The organism is Novosphingobium sp. GV079 (genome assembly GCF_003058045.1).
Lineage (GTDB): Bacteria > Pseudomonadota > Alphaproteobacteria > Sphingomonadales > Sphingomonadaceae > Novosphingobium > Novosphingobium capsulatum.
The window spans coordinates 222,921-239,336 of sequence record NZ_QBUE01000003.1; the positions used below are offsets into that span (position 1 = coordinate 222,921).

At 65.3% G+C, this 16,416-nt stretch carries 14 protein-coding genes; 11 read left to right on the forward strand and 3 right to left on the reverse strand.

Features of this window, described 5'->3' with window-relative positions:
- The first annotated feature begins 24 nt into the window (after positions 1-24).
- Complete coding sequence (locus C8K14_RS04865; RefSeq protein ID WP_107715883.1) at positions 25-1,449, forward strand: aldehyde dehydrogenase family protein; 1,425 nt, start codon at positions 25-27, stop codon at positions 1,447-1,449.
- A 66-nt stretch (positions 1,450-1,515) separates the two neighbouring features.
- Here the strand turns inward: C8K14_RS04865 and C8K14_RS04870 are convergent, their stop codons facing one another.
- On the reverse strand, positions 1,516-1,983 hold the full coding sequence (locus C8K14_RS04870) for a MarR family winged helix-turn-helix transcriptional regulator (protein ID WP_107716013.1): 468 nt from the start codon (positions 1,981-1,983) through the stop codon (positions 1,516-1,518).
- Between the two features lie 196 nt (positions 1,984-2,179).
- Between C8K14_RS04870 and C8K14_RS04875 the strand changes: the two genes are divergently transcribed.
- Entirely contained in the window at positions 2,180-2,620 is a 441-nt protein-coding gene (locus C8K14_RS04875; protein ID WP_107715884.1) for an organic hydroperoxide resistance protein, read from the forward strand.
- Between the two features lie 21 nt (positions 2,621-2,641).
- On the opposite strand, the gene C8K14_RS04880 is transcribed toward C8K14_RS04875, so the two are convergent.
- Positions 2,642-4,747 (reverse strand): tetratricopeptide repeat-containing sulfotransferase family protein, encoded by a 2,106-nt coding sequence (locus C8K14_RS04880; RefSeq protein WP_107715885.1) that lies wholly within the window; start codon positions 4,745-4,747, stop codon positions 2,642-2,644.
- 497 nt (positions 4,748-5,244) lie between these two features.
- On the opposite strand from C8K14_RS04880, the gene C8K14_RS04885 reads away from it, so the two are divergent.
- The 7 genes from C8K14_RS04885 (at position 5,245) to C8K14_RS04915 (ending at position 12,203) form a co-directional block, all read left to right on the forward strand.
- Positions 5,245-7,668, forward strand: a complete 2,424-nt coding sequence (locus tag C8K14_RS04885; protein WP_107716014.1) for a TonB-dependent receptor — start codon at positions 5,245-5,247, stop codon at positions 7,666-7,668.
- 140 nt (positions 7,669-7,808) lie between these two features.
- Positions 7,809-8,495, forward strand: a complete 687-nt coding sequence (locus C8K14_RS04890; RefSeq protein ID WP_107715886.1) for a TetR/AcrR family transcriptional regulator — start codon at positions 7,809-7,811, stop codon at positions 8,493-8,495.
- A gap of 178 nt (positions 8,496-8,673) precedes the next feature.
- On the forward strand, positions 8,674-9,876 hold the full coding sequence (locus C8K14_RS04895) for an amine dehydrogenase large subunit (protein WP_107715887.1): 1,203 nt from the start codon (positions 8,674-8,676) through the stop codon (positions 9,874-9,876).
- Positions 9,873-10,451 carry a MauE/DoxX family redox-associated membrane protein gene (locus C8K14_RS04900; RefSeq protein ID WP_233250908.1) on the forward strand — a complete coding sequence of 193 codons (579 nt, stop codon included), beginning with the start codon at positions 9,873-9,875 and terminating at the stop codon, positions 10,449-10,451. Before C8K14_RS04895 ends, C8K14_RS04900 begins: the two co-directional genes overlap by 4 nt.
- A gap of 6 nt (positions 10,452-10,457) precedes the next feature.
- Entirely contained in the window at positions 10,458-11,060 is a 603-nt protein-coding gene (locus C8K14_RS04905; protein WP_107715888.1) for a methylamine utilization protein MauD, read from the forward strand.
- A 37-nt stretch (positions 11,061-11,097) separates the two neighbouring features.
- Positions 11,098-11,646, forward strand: a complete 549-nt coding sequence (locus C8K14_RS04910) for a methylamine dehydrogenase light chain (RefSeq protein WP_022676185.1) — start codon at positions 11,098-11,100, stop codon at positions 11,644-11,646.
- A gap of 11 nt (positions 11,647-11,657) precedes the next feature.
- Entirely contained in the window at positions 11,658-12,203 is a 546-nt protein-coding gene (locus tag C8K14_RS04915) for a hypothetical protein (protein WP_054130608.1), read from the forward strand.
- A gap of 32 nt (positions 12,204-12,235) precedes the next feature.
- Here C8K14_RS04915 and C8K14_RS04920 read toward each other — a convergent pair whose 3' ends face one another.
- Positions 12,236-13,981 carry an amidohydrolase gene (locus C8K14_RS04920; RefSeq protein WP_107715889.1) on the reverse strand — a complete coding sequence of 582 codons (1,746 nt, stop codon included), beginning with the start codon at positions 13,979-13,981 and terminating at the stop codon, positions 12,236-12,238.
- Positions 13,982-14,076: 95 nt separating this feature from the next.
- Between C8K14_RS04920 and C8K14_RS04925 the strand changes: the two genes are divergently transcribed.
- Positions 14,077-15,243 carry an aminotransferase class I/II-fold pyridoxal phosphate-dependent enzyme gene (locus C8K14_RS04925; protein ID WP_107715890.1) on the forward strand — a complete coding sequence of 389 codons (1,167 nt, stop codon included), beginning with the start codon at positions 14,077-14,079 and terminating at the stop codon, positions 15,241-15,243.
- A 972-nt stretch (positions 15,244-16,215) separates the two neighbouring features.
- A complete protein-coding gene (locus tag C8K14_RS04930) occupies positions 16,216-16,395 on the forward strand; it encodes an SANT/Myb-like DNA-binding domain-containing protein (protein ID WP_054130888.1) in 180 nt (59 codons plus the stop codon).
- Positions 16,396-16,416: the final 21 nt, after the last annotated feature.

Genomic DNA, 16,416 nt, shown 5'->3' on the forward strand with positions numbered 1-16,416 from the left:
TAACTTATTGATTGGAGAAGCGCGATGCGCGAACGCCTTCAGCATTATATCGATGGCCAATGGGTCAACAGCCAAGGCGGCCGCCGCCACGAGGTGATCAACCCGGCGACGGAAGAACCCTGCGCCGCGATCACGCTCGGCACTGCTGCAGACGTTGACGCTGCCGTGGCTGCCGCGCGCCGCGCCTTCAAGACCTTCAGCCGGACGACTCGCGAAGAGCGCCTTGCGCTGCTCGACCGCGTCGTTGCGGAATACAAGAAGCGCATTCCCGATCTGGCCCACGCCATGGCCGAGGAAATGGGCGCGCCGTTGAGCTTTGCCAGCACGGCCCAGGTTGGCGCCGGCGTCGGTGGCTTCATGGGGACCATCGCGGCCCTCAAGAACTTCCAGTTCGTGGAAGACAATGGCGCCTTCAAGGTGGCCCACGAGCCGATCGGCGTGGTCGGCCTGATCACCCCATGGAACTGGCCGCTTAACCAGATCGCGCTCAAAGTGGCGCCAGCTCTGGCCGCCGGCAACACCATGGTGCTCAAGCCTTCGGAAGAATGCCCCACCTGCGCCGCCATTCTCGCTGAAATCATGGACGCCGCCGGCGTGCCGGCAGGCGTGTTCAACCTGGTTCAGGGCGATGGCCCCGGTGTGGGCACGGCGATCAGCAGCCATCCCGATATCGACATGGTCAGCTTCACCGGCTCAACCCGCGCCGGCATCATGGTGGCCAAGGCGGCGGCCGACACGGTCAAGCGCGTGCACCAGGAACTGGGTGGCAAGTCGCCCAACCTCGTGCTGCCCGATGCCGATTTTGCCAGCCAGCTGCCGGCGACCGCCTCTGGCCCGCTGGTCAATTCGGGGCAAAGCTGCATCTCCCCCACGCGCATCCTTGTCCCGCGTGAACGCCAGGCCGAGGCCGCCGCGTTCGTCAAGGCAATGTATTCCGCCGCCAAGGTCGGCAACCCACTGGAGGAAGGCAGCCACCTCGGCCCGGTGGTCAACAAGGCGCAGCACGACAAGATCCGCGACCTGATCCAGTCGGCGATCGACGAAGGCGCCACGCTGGAATGCGGCGGCCCTGACCTGCCGGCCGAGGTCAACCGTGGCTATTACATTGCGCCCACGCTGTTTTCCAATGTCACGCCGGACATGCGCATTGCCAAGGAAGAGATCTTTGGCCCGGTGGCCACGATCATCCCCTATGACAGCCTGGACGAGGCGATCGAGATCGCCAACGACACCAGCTATGGCCTTTCGGCCTGCATCACCGGCGATCCGGCCAAGGCGGCAGACGTGGTTCCGGCCCTGCGCGCCGGTATGGTGGCGATCAACAACTGGGGCCCCACCCCCGGCGCCCCGTTCGGCGGATACAAGCAATCGGGCAATGGCCGTGAAGGCGGGCTCTATGGCCTGAAGGACTTCATGGAAATGAAGGCGATCAGCGGCTTGCCTGCGTAATCTGCATTCCGGCCAGAGCCACGCGTGATCGTGCGGCTCTGGCCATGCCAACACCGGCCGGCGATTTCAGGTGGTGGACTTGCGCAGCTCGCTACCCAGCCGGTCGATCGCCGCCTTCATCTGCTGCAAATCGCCCAAGGGCATGTCGAGCGCGGACAGCACATCGAGCGGCACGCATTCCACCTGGGCCACCACCGCTGCGCCGGCCGGGGCGAGCGCCACGCGAACCACGCGCTCGTCCTCCGCGTCGCGCCGGCGCACCACCAGCCCGGCAGCCTCCATCCGCTTGAGCAGCGGGGTCAGCGTGTTGGATTCCAGGAACAGGACTTCGCCCAGTTCGCCCACGGTGCGGTCTTCCGCCTGGGCCAGGGCCACCAGCACCAGGTATTGCAGATAAGTGAGGCCGTGGGGCGCCAGCAGCTGCTTGTAGAGCCGGTTGAACGCCAGTTGCGCCGCATAGACCGAAAAGCACAGCATGTTGGCAAAGGGTTTGTCAGCCGTGCCGGTGGCCAAGGGTGGTCCGCCGGCCGCCATCTGCGCCGCCAGCTCGGCAGCCGCCTGGGGGCCGGAAAGCGCGGTATCGAGCGGGTCTGACGGGGTCTGTTCCATATCGACAAGATAAATCGCGTGCGATCAAATCGCAAGTGCTTGACCTTTCCGCGCGACTCACCTATTTAGATCGCACACGATTTAATCGTTTTCGATATTAAACCGCGAAAGGAACTCTGTCATGTCGATCAAGCCGCTTTACACCGCCCATGCCAAGGCCACTGGTGGCCGCGATGGCCGCGCCACGATTGCCGAAGACGGCGTGAACAATCGCCTGGACATCACGCTGGCCACGCCCAAGGAACTGGGTGGCAATGGCGCCGGCAACAACCCCGAACAGCTGTTCGCCGCCGGCTATGCCGCCTGCTTTATCGGCGCGATGAAGTTCGCCGCCAGCCAGGACAAGGCCCTGCCCCGCGTTCCGGCTGACATCGCGGTGGATTCGGCCGTCGGCATCGGCCCGCGCAGCGATGGCGGCTTTGGCCTGACTGTGGCCCTGACCGTGCATCTGCCCGGTGTCGATCGTGCCGCAGCCGAAGCGCTGGTGGCCAAGGCTGACGAAATCTGCCCCTACAGCCACGCCACGCGCGGCAACATCGATGTGACGCTCAGCGTCGCCTGATGCGCACGGCGGCCGGCGGGGTCACCACCCCGCCGGCACGTCGGGATAACTGTCGAGCACCGGGCCAAGCGCCGCGCGCAGCGGATCGAGCCAGGGCTCGAACCGCTTCCAGTGCTCCACCGCATCGGTATAGATCGGCTGGCGCACCTGCTCCGAACTGGCGGTACGCACCGCGCGGCGGTTTTGCCAGAACGTCAGGCAGCCCTCTTCGAACGGCACCCCCACGGCGCCCAGCAGCGCGCGCACCTGGCCCGGCGTATCGGCCACCATTGCTTCATAAATCACAGGGTGCACCGCGCCCGGTATCGCGCGATCGAACGCGGCCATCTGCCGCACATAGGCGGCATAGTAGTGCCCGATCTCGCTCAGGTCATAACTGAACACCTGGCCGCGGGCGAAATACTGCTTCCACCCCGAAAAGCAGCAGCCGAGCGGATGGCGCCGCGCATCGATCACCGTCGCATTGGGCAGGATCAGGCGGATCAGCCCCACATGCTGCCAATTGTTGGGCATCTTGTCGACGAAGTAGGGACGATCGGTCTTGCGGTGGATGCGCGTGCGCTCGATATATTCCTCGCCCATCCGGCGGCAATCGTCCGGTCCAAGCGCGGCGAGCAGCGCTGCCATGTCGGCAAACTCGCCCCCTTCGCCGTCATTGGCATCCACCCGTGATTGCAGGCGGTCGGCAATCAGCATCATGTCGGGCAGTTCCATCGTGCCCTCGATCTGCGAATGGCTGGCCAGGATCTGCTCCACCAGCGTCGATCCGCTGCGCGGCAGGCCCACCACGAAGATGGGATCGGCGGCCGGGCAGCCCCAGCTGGCCCGCTCTGCCAGAAACTTAGGCGTGAACAGGGCGGCATGGCGATCGACCGCGGCGGCGGTGCGCGCCGGATCATAATCCAGCACGCTGCGGCGCAGGGCATTGCCGCGCGCATAATGGGCAAAGGCGCTTTCGGCAGCGGCGGGATCGTCGCGGCTCAGGTCTTCAAAGGCCTTGCCCAGGGCAAAGTGCATCTGCGCCACATCTTCGGCACGCTCATCCCCCACAGCATCGTGAGGCAGGGCCGCGCGCATCGCGGCGATATCGGCCTGTTCCAGTCGCACGGTCTTGAGGTTGGCCAGGCTCCACCACGCCTCTCCCGTTGCCGGATCGAGCGCGGCGGCGCGGCGATAGGCCTCGATCGCGGCGGCCTGGTTGCCGATGGTCTTTTCAACGTGGCCGAGATTGAGCCACACCCGTGGCCGCCCAGGATCGCGCGCCAGGATGGCACGATAGAGATCGCGCGCGCCCTCCTGGTCACCAATGCGCACCAGCAACGAGGCCTTGAGCATGGCATGGCCGCCATGCTCGGGATCATCGGCCACCAGGCGGCTGGCATGGTCCAGCGCCTCGGCCACATCGGGCCCCATGGCCAGGATGCGCACCAGCAATTCACGTGCCGCCACGAAAGCGGGCGCGCGCGCCACGGCGGCACGCAGCAGCGGCAGCGCCGCCTCGATCTCTCCCTGCCGCCACAGCACCTCGCCCAGCAGGCGCAGCGCGGCAGGATCGGTGGGGATCATCGCCAGGCGCGCGCGGACATGGGTTTCCGCCTCGTCCAGCCGCCCTTCCCCCATGGCCAGGGCGGCCCGCAGCAGCACGGGGTCCTTGGCCGCAGCCTCGATACCGGCAACTTCGGCCTGGCCGGCGCCGGCTTCGTCACCGCTGGCGCGCAGCAGCGTGGCGAGCGCCTGCCAGACATGGGCCAGATCAGGCTTGAGCGCCACGGCCCGGCGCAATTGCGCCATCGCTGCGGCGTCTTCGCCCAAGGCCGCAAGCGTCAGCCCCAGTTCGGCCGCCGCAGCTGCCGCGCGCGGCTGGCTTGCCACCAGCGCGGCAAGCACGCCGCGCGCCTCGGCCAGGTGGCCCAGCACGCGCAGGGCCTGGCCTTCGAGCAGAATGGCGTGAGGGTGGCCCGGCACCGCGCGCAGGATCTCGCGCGCCTGCGCCAGCGCCAGCGCGGGCTGGCGCGCCATCAGGCGGGCCGCATGGCCCAGCGCCGCATCAACCGTTCCGCTGGCCGAACCACCCGCATCAGCAGGTGCGGTTCCCACGCCATGCCGGCCGGCCACGTCATTTGCCATCACAGATCCTGCCTTGCGGTTTTGCCCCGATCAACATGACCGGAAACATGACATGCCCGCGCGATTACGCAACTGCGAACAGCTCGTCCCCCAGACCGGCTCAATCGCCCGCACAATCTGCGATGCCAGATCGCTGAATTTTGTTGACAGCCGGCGTTTTGCTGGCACTATCCGCAACAAGATAGTGATTGAGACCGCGCCGCATCGCGGCACTATTGTGTAGAATCAACAGCTTGCAATCGCTGCGCTGCAATGCCGCAGATCACTCGCGCTGTTGGCGGCATGGCGCGCCACGGCAATCGGGCGCCGCAAGCGTTTGATCGCACAGGTGCGCAAATCGGCACGGCGACTGCACAAAAAGCGGCATAATTACAACACCGCCGCCAAGATCATCACCAAACGATAATCATAAAAACGAGCGTTCGCAGGAAGACGGCAGAAAAAGAACTTCAGGCCATCAGGGGGCATGAACAATGGTGTTTGAACAACGGTCGCAGATGAGGCGTGCACTGGGTATTCTCGGCGCCTCGACCGTCCTTTCCAGCATGGCGCTGCCGGTTGCGGCCTTGGCCCAGTCGGCACCCGCGCCCGCCCCGGCCCCCGATGCGGCCGCTGCAGACAATGGCACCGGCGGCCTTGGCGAAATCGTGGTCACCGCCACGCGCAAGGCCGAAAGCGTGCAGAAGGTGCCGATCTCGATCCAGGCGCTGGGCGCGGAAAAGCTGGAACAGCACCAGGTCAGCACTTTCGCCGATTACGCCAGCATGCTGCCCTCGGTCAGCTTTTCCGGGCTAGGGCCAGGGCAGAGCGAAGTCTATTTCCGCGGCATTGCCGTGGATGGTGGCGCACTGTCGACCAGCGGCACCTATCTCGATGACGTGCCGATTTCGCAGCCGGGGCGGATGCCCGAAGTGCACATCTACGATATCGAGCGGGTCGAGGCGCTGTCGGGCCCGCAGGGGACGCTCTATGGCGCCGGCTCGCTGGCGGGCACGCTGCGCATTATCACCAACAAGGCCAAGATCGGCAAGTTCGAGGCCGGCACCGATGTGCAGGTCGATGCCTATGGCAAGGGCGCGGCCGGGGCGATGGTCGAAGGCTTCGTCAACATCCCGGTGAACGAACACATCGCCGTGCGCATGATGGGCTTCTACGATCACGAGGGCGGCTACATCGACAACACCCACGGCAAGTACACCTACCAGTTGGGCGATGATGATCCCACCACGACCTACACCGTCGACAACGCCACGCTGGTGCAGAAGAACTACAACCCGGTCGACAGCTATGGCGGACGCATCAACGCCACCATTGAGGCGGGCGACTGGAAGCTCTACCCGTCTGTCACCTACCAGTATCTCGATGCCAAGGGCTTCTTCAACTATGATCCGCGCGTCGGCGATCTGGAAGTCCATGACTACAGCCCGACCGAAAATGTCGACAAGTGGGTCCAGGCCTCGCTGACCATCCAGGGCAAGATCGGCGATTTCGACCTGGTGTCCTCATCAGGCTATTTCCGTCGCAAGATCCACAATACCAGCGACTATACCTATTACTCGGTCCACTATGACCAGCTTGGCCCCGGCTATGAAAACTATCTCAAGTTCCGCGACAAGAGCGGCAACTTCATCAACCCGACGCAGTCCTACATCGGCCGCCTGACCCAGACCAAGGTGACGCAGGAACTGCGCCTTTCGGTGCCCAAGGAATGGGGCTTCGACCTGACCGTGGGCGGCTTCTTCCAGTTCCAGAAGATGGCGCAGGACGATGATTACCAGATCCCGGGCCTGAGCCAGATCGACCTCGCCACCTCATGCGCCGATGGCTGCCAGTGGAACCCGGCGATCAAGCGCGACGCGTTCTACAACCAGGATCTCAACCAGCGATTCCGCGACTATGCGGTGTTTGCCGAAGGCACCGTGCCGATCACCTCGCAGATCAAGGTGACCGGCGGCATCCGCGTGTTCAAGGCCAACAACTCGGTCTATGGATTCAGCGGCGTCGCCAGCCAGGCGCTTAAACTTGGCTGTACCGTGCCGTTCCCGGCCGACCAGCGGTTTTCCTGCGTCAACAACAACAAGCCAGCCTACAACGAGACCGGCGAAACCCACAAGGTGAGCGTGACCTGGCAGGTCACGTCCGACAAGATGGTCTATGCCACCTATTCCACCGGGTTCCGCCCTGGCGGCACCAACCAGTTGCCAGAGATGGGCACTTACAAGGCCGATCGGCTGGCCAATTACGAAGTAGGCGTCAAGACCAGCTGGAACAACAAGCTGCGCTGGAACGCGGCGGTCTATTATGAAAAGTGGACCGGTGTGCAATACACAGTCATCCCGTTGGGATATTTCGGCAACGGCGGCACGGTCAACGCTGGCGCCGCGCGGGTGTTCGGCATCGAATCCGATTTCGATCTCAAGCTCGGGCAGTTCACGATCAGCGGTTCCGGGTCCTATAACGATGCCAAGCTGACGCAGGATTTCTGCGTGCTCGACCCTGCCACCCTCACCCCGATCAGCGATTGCACCGGCAAGCCCGACGAGATCGCCGCCGCCAAGGGCACGCGCCTGCCGCGCCAACCCCGCTTCAAGGGCCAGCTTTCGGCGCGGTATGAAGGCGATCTGGGCTCGCTCAACGATTTCGCGCAAGTGACCATGCACGCCCAGACGCTGTCGACCTCCAACCTCGACACCTACAAGAACAGCCTCTTGGGCAACACGCCGGGCTTCGTCAGCTTCGATTTCTCCACCGGCGTGTCGAAGGACAACTGGACGCTGACGGCCTTCATCGAAAACGTGTTCGATCGCCGTGGCGAGCTGTCCAAGAACACGTTCTGCGCGATCGAATACTGCTCGGGCTCTTCGCGCACCATGCCGATCAAGCCTCAGTATTTCGGGCTGAAATATTCCATGCGCTATTGACGCGGCGCTCTCGCCAACCGCCAGAGCACTTTCCACCCTTGCTCCCGTCGCGCCCCGGCACGGCGGGGGTCGTTTTATCTGCCGGCGCAGCTGCCACGGACAACTGGCCGTTTCGCTCTGCCCGTGGTAGCCTGGCGGAAATGACACCAGCAGACCGTGCCATCACCACCCCGCGCCCCGGTGGCTATGCCCGTGGCGCAGCCACGGCCGAAGCCATCGTCAAGGCCGCGCACAAGGTGCTGATCGAGGAAGGCGCCGCGCAGTTCACCGTGCGCCGCATCGCCGCCGAATGTGGGATGAAGGTGGGCAATGTCAGCTATCATTTCCCGCGCAAGGAAATGCTGGTCCAGCTCATGCTCGACGACATGCTGGAAAGCTATGACAAGGTACTCGACAACGAGGTGCGCCAGCCCGGCCTTACCGCGCAGGAGCGGCTGCGCCGGGTGATCGCGCTGTGCCTGGAAGATATTGCCGGCATGCGCACCACGCGCCTGTTTACCGAACTGTGGGCCATGGCCAACCACAACCCGGTGGTGGCAGAGCGGGTGGCGCAGTTCTATGCCCGCGTCCACGGGGTGATCTGCGAATATGTCAGCGTGCTGAACCCCGCGCTGTCTGCGGCCGAAACCCAGATCGTGGCGCTCTACATCAGCGCCTCGATGGAAGGGGCGACACCCTTTCTCGGCTATCGCAAGCCCTGGGCCGATCGCATGCCGGCGTTCATCGCGATCGCCGGCAAGGCGCTGGTGGAACTGGCCTGTACCATCACCCCGGACGACATTGCCGGGCTGGGCATGCCCACCCGCGATCCATGTGATGCCAGATAGCGCGAAAAGTTTTGCGGCACCTGCGAATGTCGCTTGACTGAAATAGGACATTCGTCAAAACTTGTGATCGCAATGGCATGTGGGGGCATGCCGGACTCGGGCAAACACCCGGTCCTTCGCGCCCTTGCCAATGCCGCGATCACCACGGGCTGTCACATTCGAACAGGGGCCGGCCACGATGACGTTTGCTGCCATCAAGGGGCGTTTTCTCGCAACTGCAACACTGGCCGTGGCGCTGGCCGGCGGCCTGCCTGGGGCGCTGGCGCCGTCGGCCATGGCGGCCCCGGTCGCCGCACCGATCGCGTCGGTGGAACCCGAACAGTCTGACGTGGCGCAGTTGACGCCGCCCAAAACCAGCTGGTTCTTCATCAACGGCGGGTTCACGTCCAATTCCTCGGTCATCTACGATACCGTCAGTGGCAAGCTGATCGGCCACGTCGAAACCCCGCAGTTGACCGACCTGGCGCTCGATCCTGCGGGCAAGTTCTATTACGTGTCGTCCACCTTGTGGACCAAGGGCCTGCGCGGAACGCGGCAGGACTATGTCTCGGTGTTCGACAGCGTCGATCTCAAGCTTCAGGCCGATATTGCCATGCCGGGCCGGCTGCTGGTGGGCGGCCGGATGAACAATTTCGTGGTCAGCCCCGACGGCAAGTTAGGCTATGTCTACAACATGAGCCCGGCCTCTTCGGTCAACGTGATCGATCTGACGGCGCGCAAGTTCGTCAAGACGGTGGAACTGCCCGGCTGCGCCAGCCTGGTTCCGGTGCCCGGCGTGGGCCTGTCGGCGCTGTGCTCCGATGGCTCGCTCGCCACGTTGAGCCTGGCCGGCGGGAAAAGCCAGATCACCCGCAGCGATCCGTTCTTTTCCGCCACCGACGATCCGATCTTCGACAATTTCGAAGTCGATCGCGGGCACAACCAGATCGTGATGCTGAGCTATACCGGCAAGGTCTATACCGCTACGCTGGGGGCCAAGCCGGTGATTGCCGCGCCGTTCTCTTTGCAGGAAGCCGCCGGCGTGCCGGCCGGATCGGCCGCGCCCAACCAGGTCAACTGGTATCCGGGCGGGGTGCAACAGATGGCCCTGCACCGCGCCACCGGCCAGGTCTATATCCTGATGCACATGGGCGAGTTCTGGTCGCACAAAGCCGGCGCGAGCGAAGTGTGGCAGCTCGACCTGGCCAGCCACAAGGTGGTCAAGCGCATGGCCGTGCCCGGCGAACCGCGCATGATTGCCGTGACGCAGGAAGCCGCCCCCCACCTGGTCTTTGCTGGCGAGGACGAGACGGTCTACGTCTATGATCTGGCCACCGGCAAGCAGGCGTGGAAGCTGGATCATGCCGGCAATGGCGTGATCACGGTGGCACAGCCGCAGTGATCGCGCTCGGCGCCCCGGATGCGGCCCCTGCGGCGATCGGCCTGATGGCCGTGGCGCTGACCGGGCGCATTGCCACGGTGGGCGTGGGGCTGGTGTTCGTTTCGGCGGCAGCGGGCAAGCTGCGCCATCGGGTTTTGCTACCGGGCGTGATCGCCAATTACCGCCTCTTGCCGCCGGCCCTGGTGGCGCCTGTGGCCAGCGCCCTACCCGTGGCAGAACTGGTCCTGGGCGCCTGGCTGCTGTCTGGCCTGATGGCGCCGCCAGCAGCCGCGCTTGCCGCGCTGCTGCTGGGCATTTTCGCCTGGGCCATGGCGGTCAACCTGCGGCGCGGGCGTGGGCATATCGATTGCGGCTGCGGCCATGCCGCGCTGCGCCAGCCGCTGTCCTGGCCGCTGGTCATGCGCAACGTGGTGCTAGCCGCGCTGCTGCTGCCGGCCTTGGCCATCGCGCCGCTGCCGGGCCAGGCCTGGCTGCTGGGCGCGGCTGGCGGGATCGTGCTGTTTCTGTTGGTGCAATTGTTCAATGCGATCGTGGCCCTGGCGGGTTCTCCGCTGGCCCCGGCGCGAAAAGGGTAGCGGGCGATGATGACGGCTCTGATCGTTTCACAAGGCATTTCCTGGGTGATCATCGCACTGCTGGTGGTGGCGCTGCTGGCCCTGGCGCGCCAGGTGGGCGTGCTGCACATGCGCGTGGCCCCGGCCGGCGCGCTGACCACGGCGGGCGGCCCCGCCGTTGGGGCGGCCAGCCAGGCCGTGGCCAGCCACACGCTCGATGGCGCGGCGATCAGCGTGGGCGGCGCGGCACGGGGCACGCCGCTGCGCCTGCTGATGTTCGTTTCGGCTTCGTGCCCGCTGTGCAAGAACCTGATCCCCATGGCCAAATCGTTTGCCCGCGACGAGCGCGTGGCGCTGACCTTCGTGGGCGACGATACGGTGGATGCTCAGCGCGAGATGATCGCCCGCCATGGCCTGGAAGCTTATCCCTTCGTCAATGGGCCGGAAGTGGGTCAGGCCTTTGCCGTGGGCAAGCTGCCGTTTGCGGTGCTGCTCGATGACCAGGGCGTGGTCCTGTCCAAGGGGTTGGTCAACAGCCGCGAGCACCTCGAAAGCCTGGTGATTGCTCACGAAATGGGGGTTCATTCGGTGCAGGACTATGTCGCCCGCATGCATGGCGCGGTGGCCTGACGCAAACGCTACGAGAAAAGTTCTAGGGGCAACCATCATGATCCATTTCGATGCTGACAGCCTGGGCGAAAAGGTCTTGCGGCGCTTTGCCGGCGGCACGTCGCGCCGAGGCATCCTCGCCCGGCTGGGCACTGCGCTGGTGGCCGCGCCGCTATTCCCCGTGCTGCCGGTCAGCCGCGCCAATGCCGCGCCGGCCAAGCCCGATCGCGGGCCAGAGGCCAAGACCACCTTTGCCCGTGGCGCGCAGGTAACCGACAATACCAAGTGCGATTACTGGCGCTATTGCGCGATCGACGGCGCGCTGTGCACCTGCTGCGGCGGCGGGGTACACACCTGCCCGGCCGGGGCCGAACCCTCTCCGGTGTCGTGGGTGGGCACCTGCGTCAATCCCGAAGACGGCAAGTCGTACCTGATCGCCTATCGCGATTGCTGCGGCAAATCCTATTGCAACAAGTGCAATTGCGACAATGCCGACCGCGAAACGCAGATCTATGTGCCGCAGCTCAACAACGATATCATCTGGTGCTTCGGTACGCAGAGCATGGAATACCACTGCTCCACCGCCGTGCTGGTCGGCGCGGCCTGAGCGCAGCGGCCATGAAGATCGCGCGTCTTTCCCTGCTGGCGGCCACGGCATTGCTCAGCGCCAGCCTCGCCACGCGGCTGAGCGCCGCGCACGATGCCGCGCCCGCCCCCGCTCTAGCGCAACCGGTGATGGAAGATCCCAACCAGGCGCGGGTGGATTATATCGAGAATTGCGGCGGCTGCCACGGCGTGAACGGCAGCACGGTGCCGGCGCAACTGCCCGAACTGCTGGGCCGCGTCGGCTGGTTCATGTGCACGCCCGATAGCCGTGCCTATCTGCTGCGCCTGCCCAACGTCGCGCACAGCCGCATCCGCGACAATGCCGAGCTGGCCGATCTGATGAACTATGTGGTCTTCGTGCTGGGCGGGCATAGCGTGCCGGCCGGCACCCGTCCGTTTACCGCCGATGAAGTGGGCCGCGAGCGCCAGCATGCGCTGTCCAACGCCTCGCTCACCGCAGAGCGGCTGCGCCATGCCACGACTGCGGTAAAGCAGTGCCATGCCCCGCAGGATATCAAGCTGCTCTATCCTGGCTACAATCCCGCGACGGCGCACTGACCCGCGTCGATCGACGCAGGGCCGATGCCCCGTCAGCGACGCAAGCGGCTGTCGTAGACCAGCTTGCCACCCACGAACGTCATATCCACCTTGCCCTTGAGCAGGGCTTCGGGCGGCGCGGTCAGCGGATCGAACGGCAGCACGATCATGTCGGCCAGCTTGCCCGGTTCCAACGTGCCCTTCTGACTTTCTTCCCAAGACAGATAGGCGCCATTGGCGGTGTACATGCGAATCGCCTCGGCACGTGAAACGGCTTCTTCCGCGCCGTGCACCACGCCGCTGGGCCCCTTGCGGGTGATCGCGGCATAGAGGCCGACGAGCGGCCCCACCGGCAGGTTGTCGCTGCCGAAGGCCATGAACAGGCCGAATTTCTTTACCGGCGTGGCCACCGCATTGTTATGCGCCAGGCGCCAATCGTCCAGCACCTGGGTGTAGCGGTCTTCCAGGTTGTAGAGAAAATTGGGCTGCTGGGCGATCATCACCTTGTCGCGCGCCATAGTCTGCATCGTGGCATCGGGCGGCATGATCGTAAAATGATCGGTGAACCAGCGGTGGTCAGCCGGCATCTTGCCCTGCGCCGCCAGGCGTTTGAGCGCCATGTCATAGGCATTGACGGTCTGCACGATGGCCGCGTCGCCAATGCAGTGCAGGCCCATCTGCCAGCCGGCCGCAGCCGCGGTATCGACCATCTCCTGAAGCTGCGCGTCGGTGAAGCGGCCCTTGCCGCGAAAGCCAGGCTGCCCCTTGTAATCGGCCAGCAGCCACGCGGTGGGGCCGGTAAAGCCGCCGTCTACCGCGTTCTCGCCAATCGCGCCCAGGCGCACATGATTGTCACCATAACCGGTGTGATGCGGGAAGGCCTTGAGCCGCGCGGCGCCGGGATAGCTGATGTACATGGTCACGCGCGGCAGGCGGTCACCCATTTCCGCATAGAGTTCGCGCGCGCGGCGAAAGGTCATTCCCGCGCCCAGCAGGTCCAGCCCCTGTTCGCCGGGCGCCGGGCCGCCCGCACCATAGGGCTCGTCGTCGATCGATCCGCTGGCATCGTGGAAACTGGTGATGCCCAGCGCCAGAATGGAGCGGAGCCAGGTGACCGTTGCCGGCTTCATCACGTCCCAGCCGGGCTGGGGGATCAGGCGCAGCACCGCGCCATAGCTTTCGCGGATGATACCGTTGGGCTCGCCATTGGCATCATGCTCGATCAGCCCACCGGCGGGATCGGGCGTGTTGCGGTCGATCCCCGCCAGCTTCAGCGCCAGGCTGTTGGCCACGGCCGAATGCGATCCGGCGCGCACCAGCAGCACGGGATTGTCAGGCACGGCCGCATCGAGATCGGCACGGGTTATATTGCGCTTTTCCGCCAGGTTGGCTTCCTGCCAGCCATAGCCGGTGATCCATTGCCCCGGCCCCAGCGCGCGGGCCTTGTCGCGCAGCATGCCCTGCACCTGTGCCATGCTGGTGGCGCTGGCCACGGCAATGTCGCTGGGCTTGATCGGCGCGGGATGCAGATGCGTATCGATGAAGCCGGGCATCAGGGTGCGGCCTTTGAGATCGACCACATTGCGCGCCGCAAAGCGCTTGAGCAGCCCTTCCCCGCCCACCGCGACAATACGATCGCCGCGCACAACCACAGCAGACGCCACGGCAAAACGCTTGTCCACCGTCAGCACCTGGCCATTGTGCAGGATCAGGTCTGCCATCTGGCGCGCCTGTGCCCCACTGGCGCCGCACAGCACCAGTGCCAATCCCGCCACGCCTGCCTGCCACGCCTTGCGCATTGCCTTGCCCCCCGGTTCGCCTGAAAGAGGCTAGCAAATTGTGATCTCAGTGCAACAGGCTTTGCGTCGTCGCATCGGGTGCCTAAGATCGCGGGATGACCGCGCCTTCGCTGAACCCGCTCTATGCCACCATGCCCACCACGATTTTCGAGGCGATGTCGGCCCTCGCGCGGGAGCATGGCGCGATCAACCTCGGCCAGGGCTTTCCCGATGGCCCGCCGCCGCCCGCCCTGGCGCAAGCCGCCGCACGCGCCATGGCGGAACGATCGCAGCAATATCCCCCGATGGCCGGCGTGCCCGAACTGCGCGATGCGGTCGCCGCGTTCTATGCCCGGCGGCAGGGCCTGGCCCTGGCGCGCGAGCATGTCATCGTTACGTCGGGCGCAACGGAGGCGGTGGCAGCGGCGATCCTTGCCACTGTCCGCGCGGGAGACGAGGTGCTGGTGCTGGCGCCGGCCTATGATGCCTATGCCCCGCTGGTGCGCCGCGCTGGCGGGGTGCCGGTGTTCGTGGGCCTGGCGCCGCCCGATTGGGCCATGCCAATCGATGCGCTGCGCGCCGCGATCACGCCGCGCACCCGCGCGCTGATCCTCAACGATCCGCTCAATCCCACCGGCACGGTGACCAGCGCGGCAGAGCGGACGGCGCTGGCGCAGCTCTGCGTTTCCGCCAACCTGATCGCCATCTGTGACGAAGTGTGGGAGGTGGTGCGGTTCGATGGCCTGCGCCATGCCTCGCTGATGGCAGAGCCGGGTATGGCCGCGCGCACGATCAAGGTGGGATCGGCCGGCAAGATCTTTGGCGCCACGGGGTGGAAGGTGGGCTGGCTCGTGGCCGATCCGGCACTGGCCACGGTGGTTGCGCGCGCGCACCAGTTCCTGACGTTTACCACGCCGCCGATGCTGCAATGGGCCGTGGCAGAAGGGCTGACCGATGATGCGCTGATCGATGCCCAGGTGGCCGATTGGGCGGCATCGCGCCAGGCGCTGCTGGAAGCGCTGGCCCACCATGGCTTTGCCACCCTGCCCGGCAGCGCCACCTGGTTTTCGTGCATCGATCTGGCGCAGAGCGGCGTGCCCCTGGATGATCGCACCTTCGCCACGCGCGCCGTCGCCGAAGCGGGCGTGGCAACCATTCCGCTTTCCGCGCTGTGGGAAGGCCCGCCCGCGCCGCGCCATATCGTGCGGCTGTGCCACTGCAAGCCGCCGCCCATGCTGCGCGCCGCCGTGGGAAAGCTCGCCGCGTGGCGCGATGGTTTGTGACAGGTTGAACCGCTCGTCCCGCCTGTCAAACCATCCGCAAAATTCCCTCTTGCGCGACTCGAAAGACAGGCGCAGCATCCCTTTATCGACAGGAAAACGTGCCGCCGATCAGCTGGTACAAGCCGATGATTTACGGCGCTATTTTCTTGAAGTGCAAGCCTTTTGCCAAACGGAACACCGGCCATGTCCGCTCGTGCCTTCACGGCATGGTGAGCGGGTGTGACGGCGCCCGCGAGGGGGCTTGCGGCAATGGTTTTGTGCGCAGCAATTCCGCCTTGGCTGGTGTCTGGACACGCGGCCTGGAACTGTTTCGCAACCACCATATGCCTGTCCTTTGCCCCGGCGGGGTCCGTCCCGTGCGTTCATGATCGGCGCGCGTGGGAGCGGTGCTTCGAGGCAAAGGCCACGCCCGTGATGCCGCCCGCAAGCGGCGTTGCGCAGCAGGTCAGGCCTCGCTCTTCCCCGAGCGGGCGATACGGACCGTGCACGGGAGCTTTGGCGCCGCCTGGCCATGCCGGACGCCGCCAACGGCCCAGGGGCTTCGTGCCCTGGAAGGCCCCCGCCCTCGGCCCGTCGGCCATGGCCGAACACAACGCCGGTTAAACGGCCACAGGCGCATTGGGGGCCGGCAGCGATGCCGGCCCCCGTTTTCTGTGGCTTATACCAACCTGCACGGTTTCCAACCCATGAGGATTGCGCTCCCCCGTTCGTTGGCGAGGAGCGGCCGCAGCAGCGATGTGGGAGCATCGTTGCAAGGTCGCGACAAAGTCCAACGGACGGGGGAGCGCAACCCTGCGGGCGCCTTCTGGCGACCTTCGGACTGCGTTGCATCCTTGGCATGATGCACCACATCACGCCGGCGGATGCGCCTTGCCGAAGGCCGCCAGAAGGCGTCCTCATGGGTTGGAAACCGTGCAGGTTGGTATTACCGTTTTCTTGGACAGGCGCCCCGTCATGCCCTACCGCGCGGCCATGGCCGAAAAGTTCGAACGTCATCGCCAGCCCTGGACTCCTGCTGAACTCCAGAAGCTTCACACCCTCGCCAAAAAGGGCATGGGCCTCAAATCCATTGCCAAGGCGCTCACCCGCACCGAGGAATCGGTCAAGGATCGGGCCAAGGCCGATGGCCTGAGCATTGCCAAGCTGCGTTGACAAGCTTGGGTTCAGGCAGTC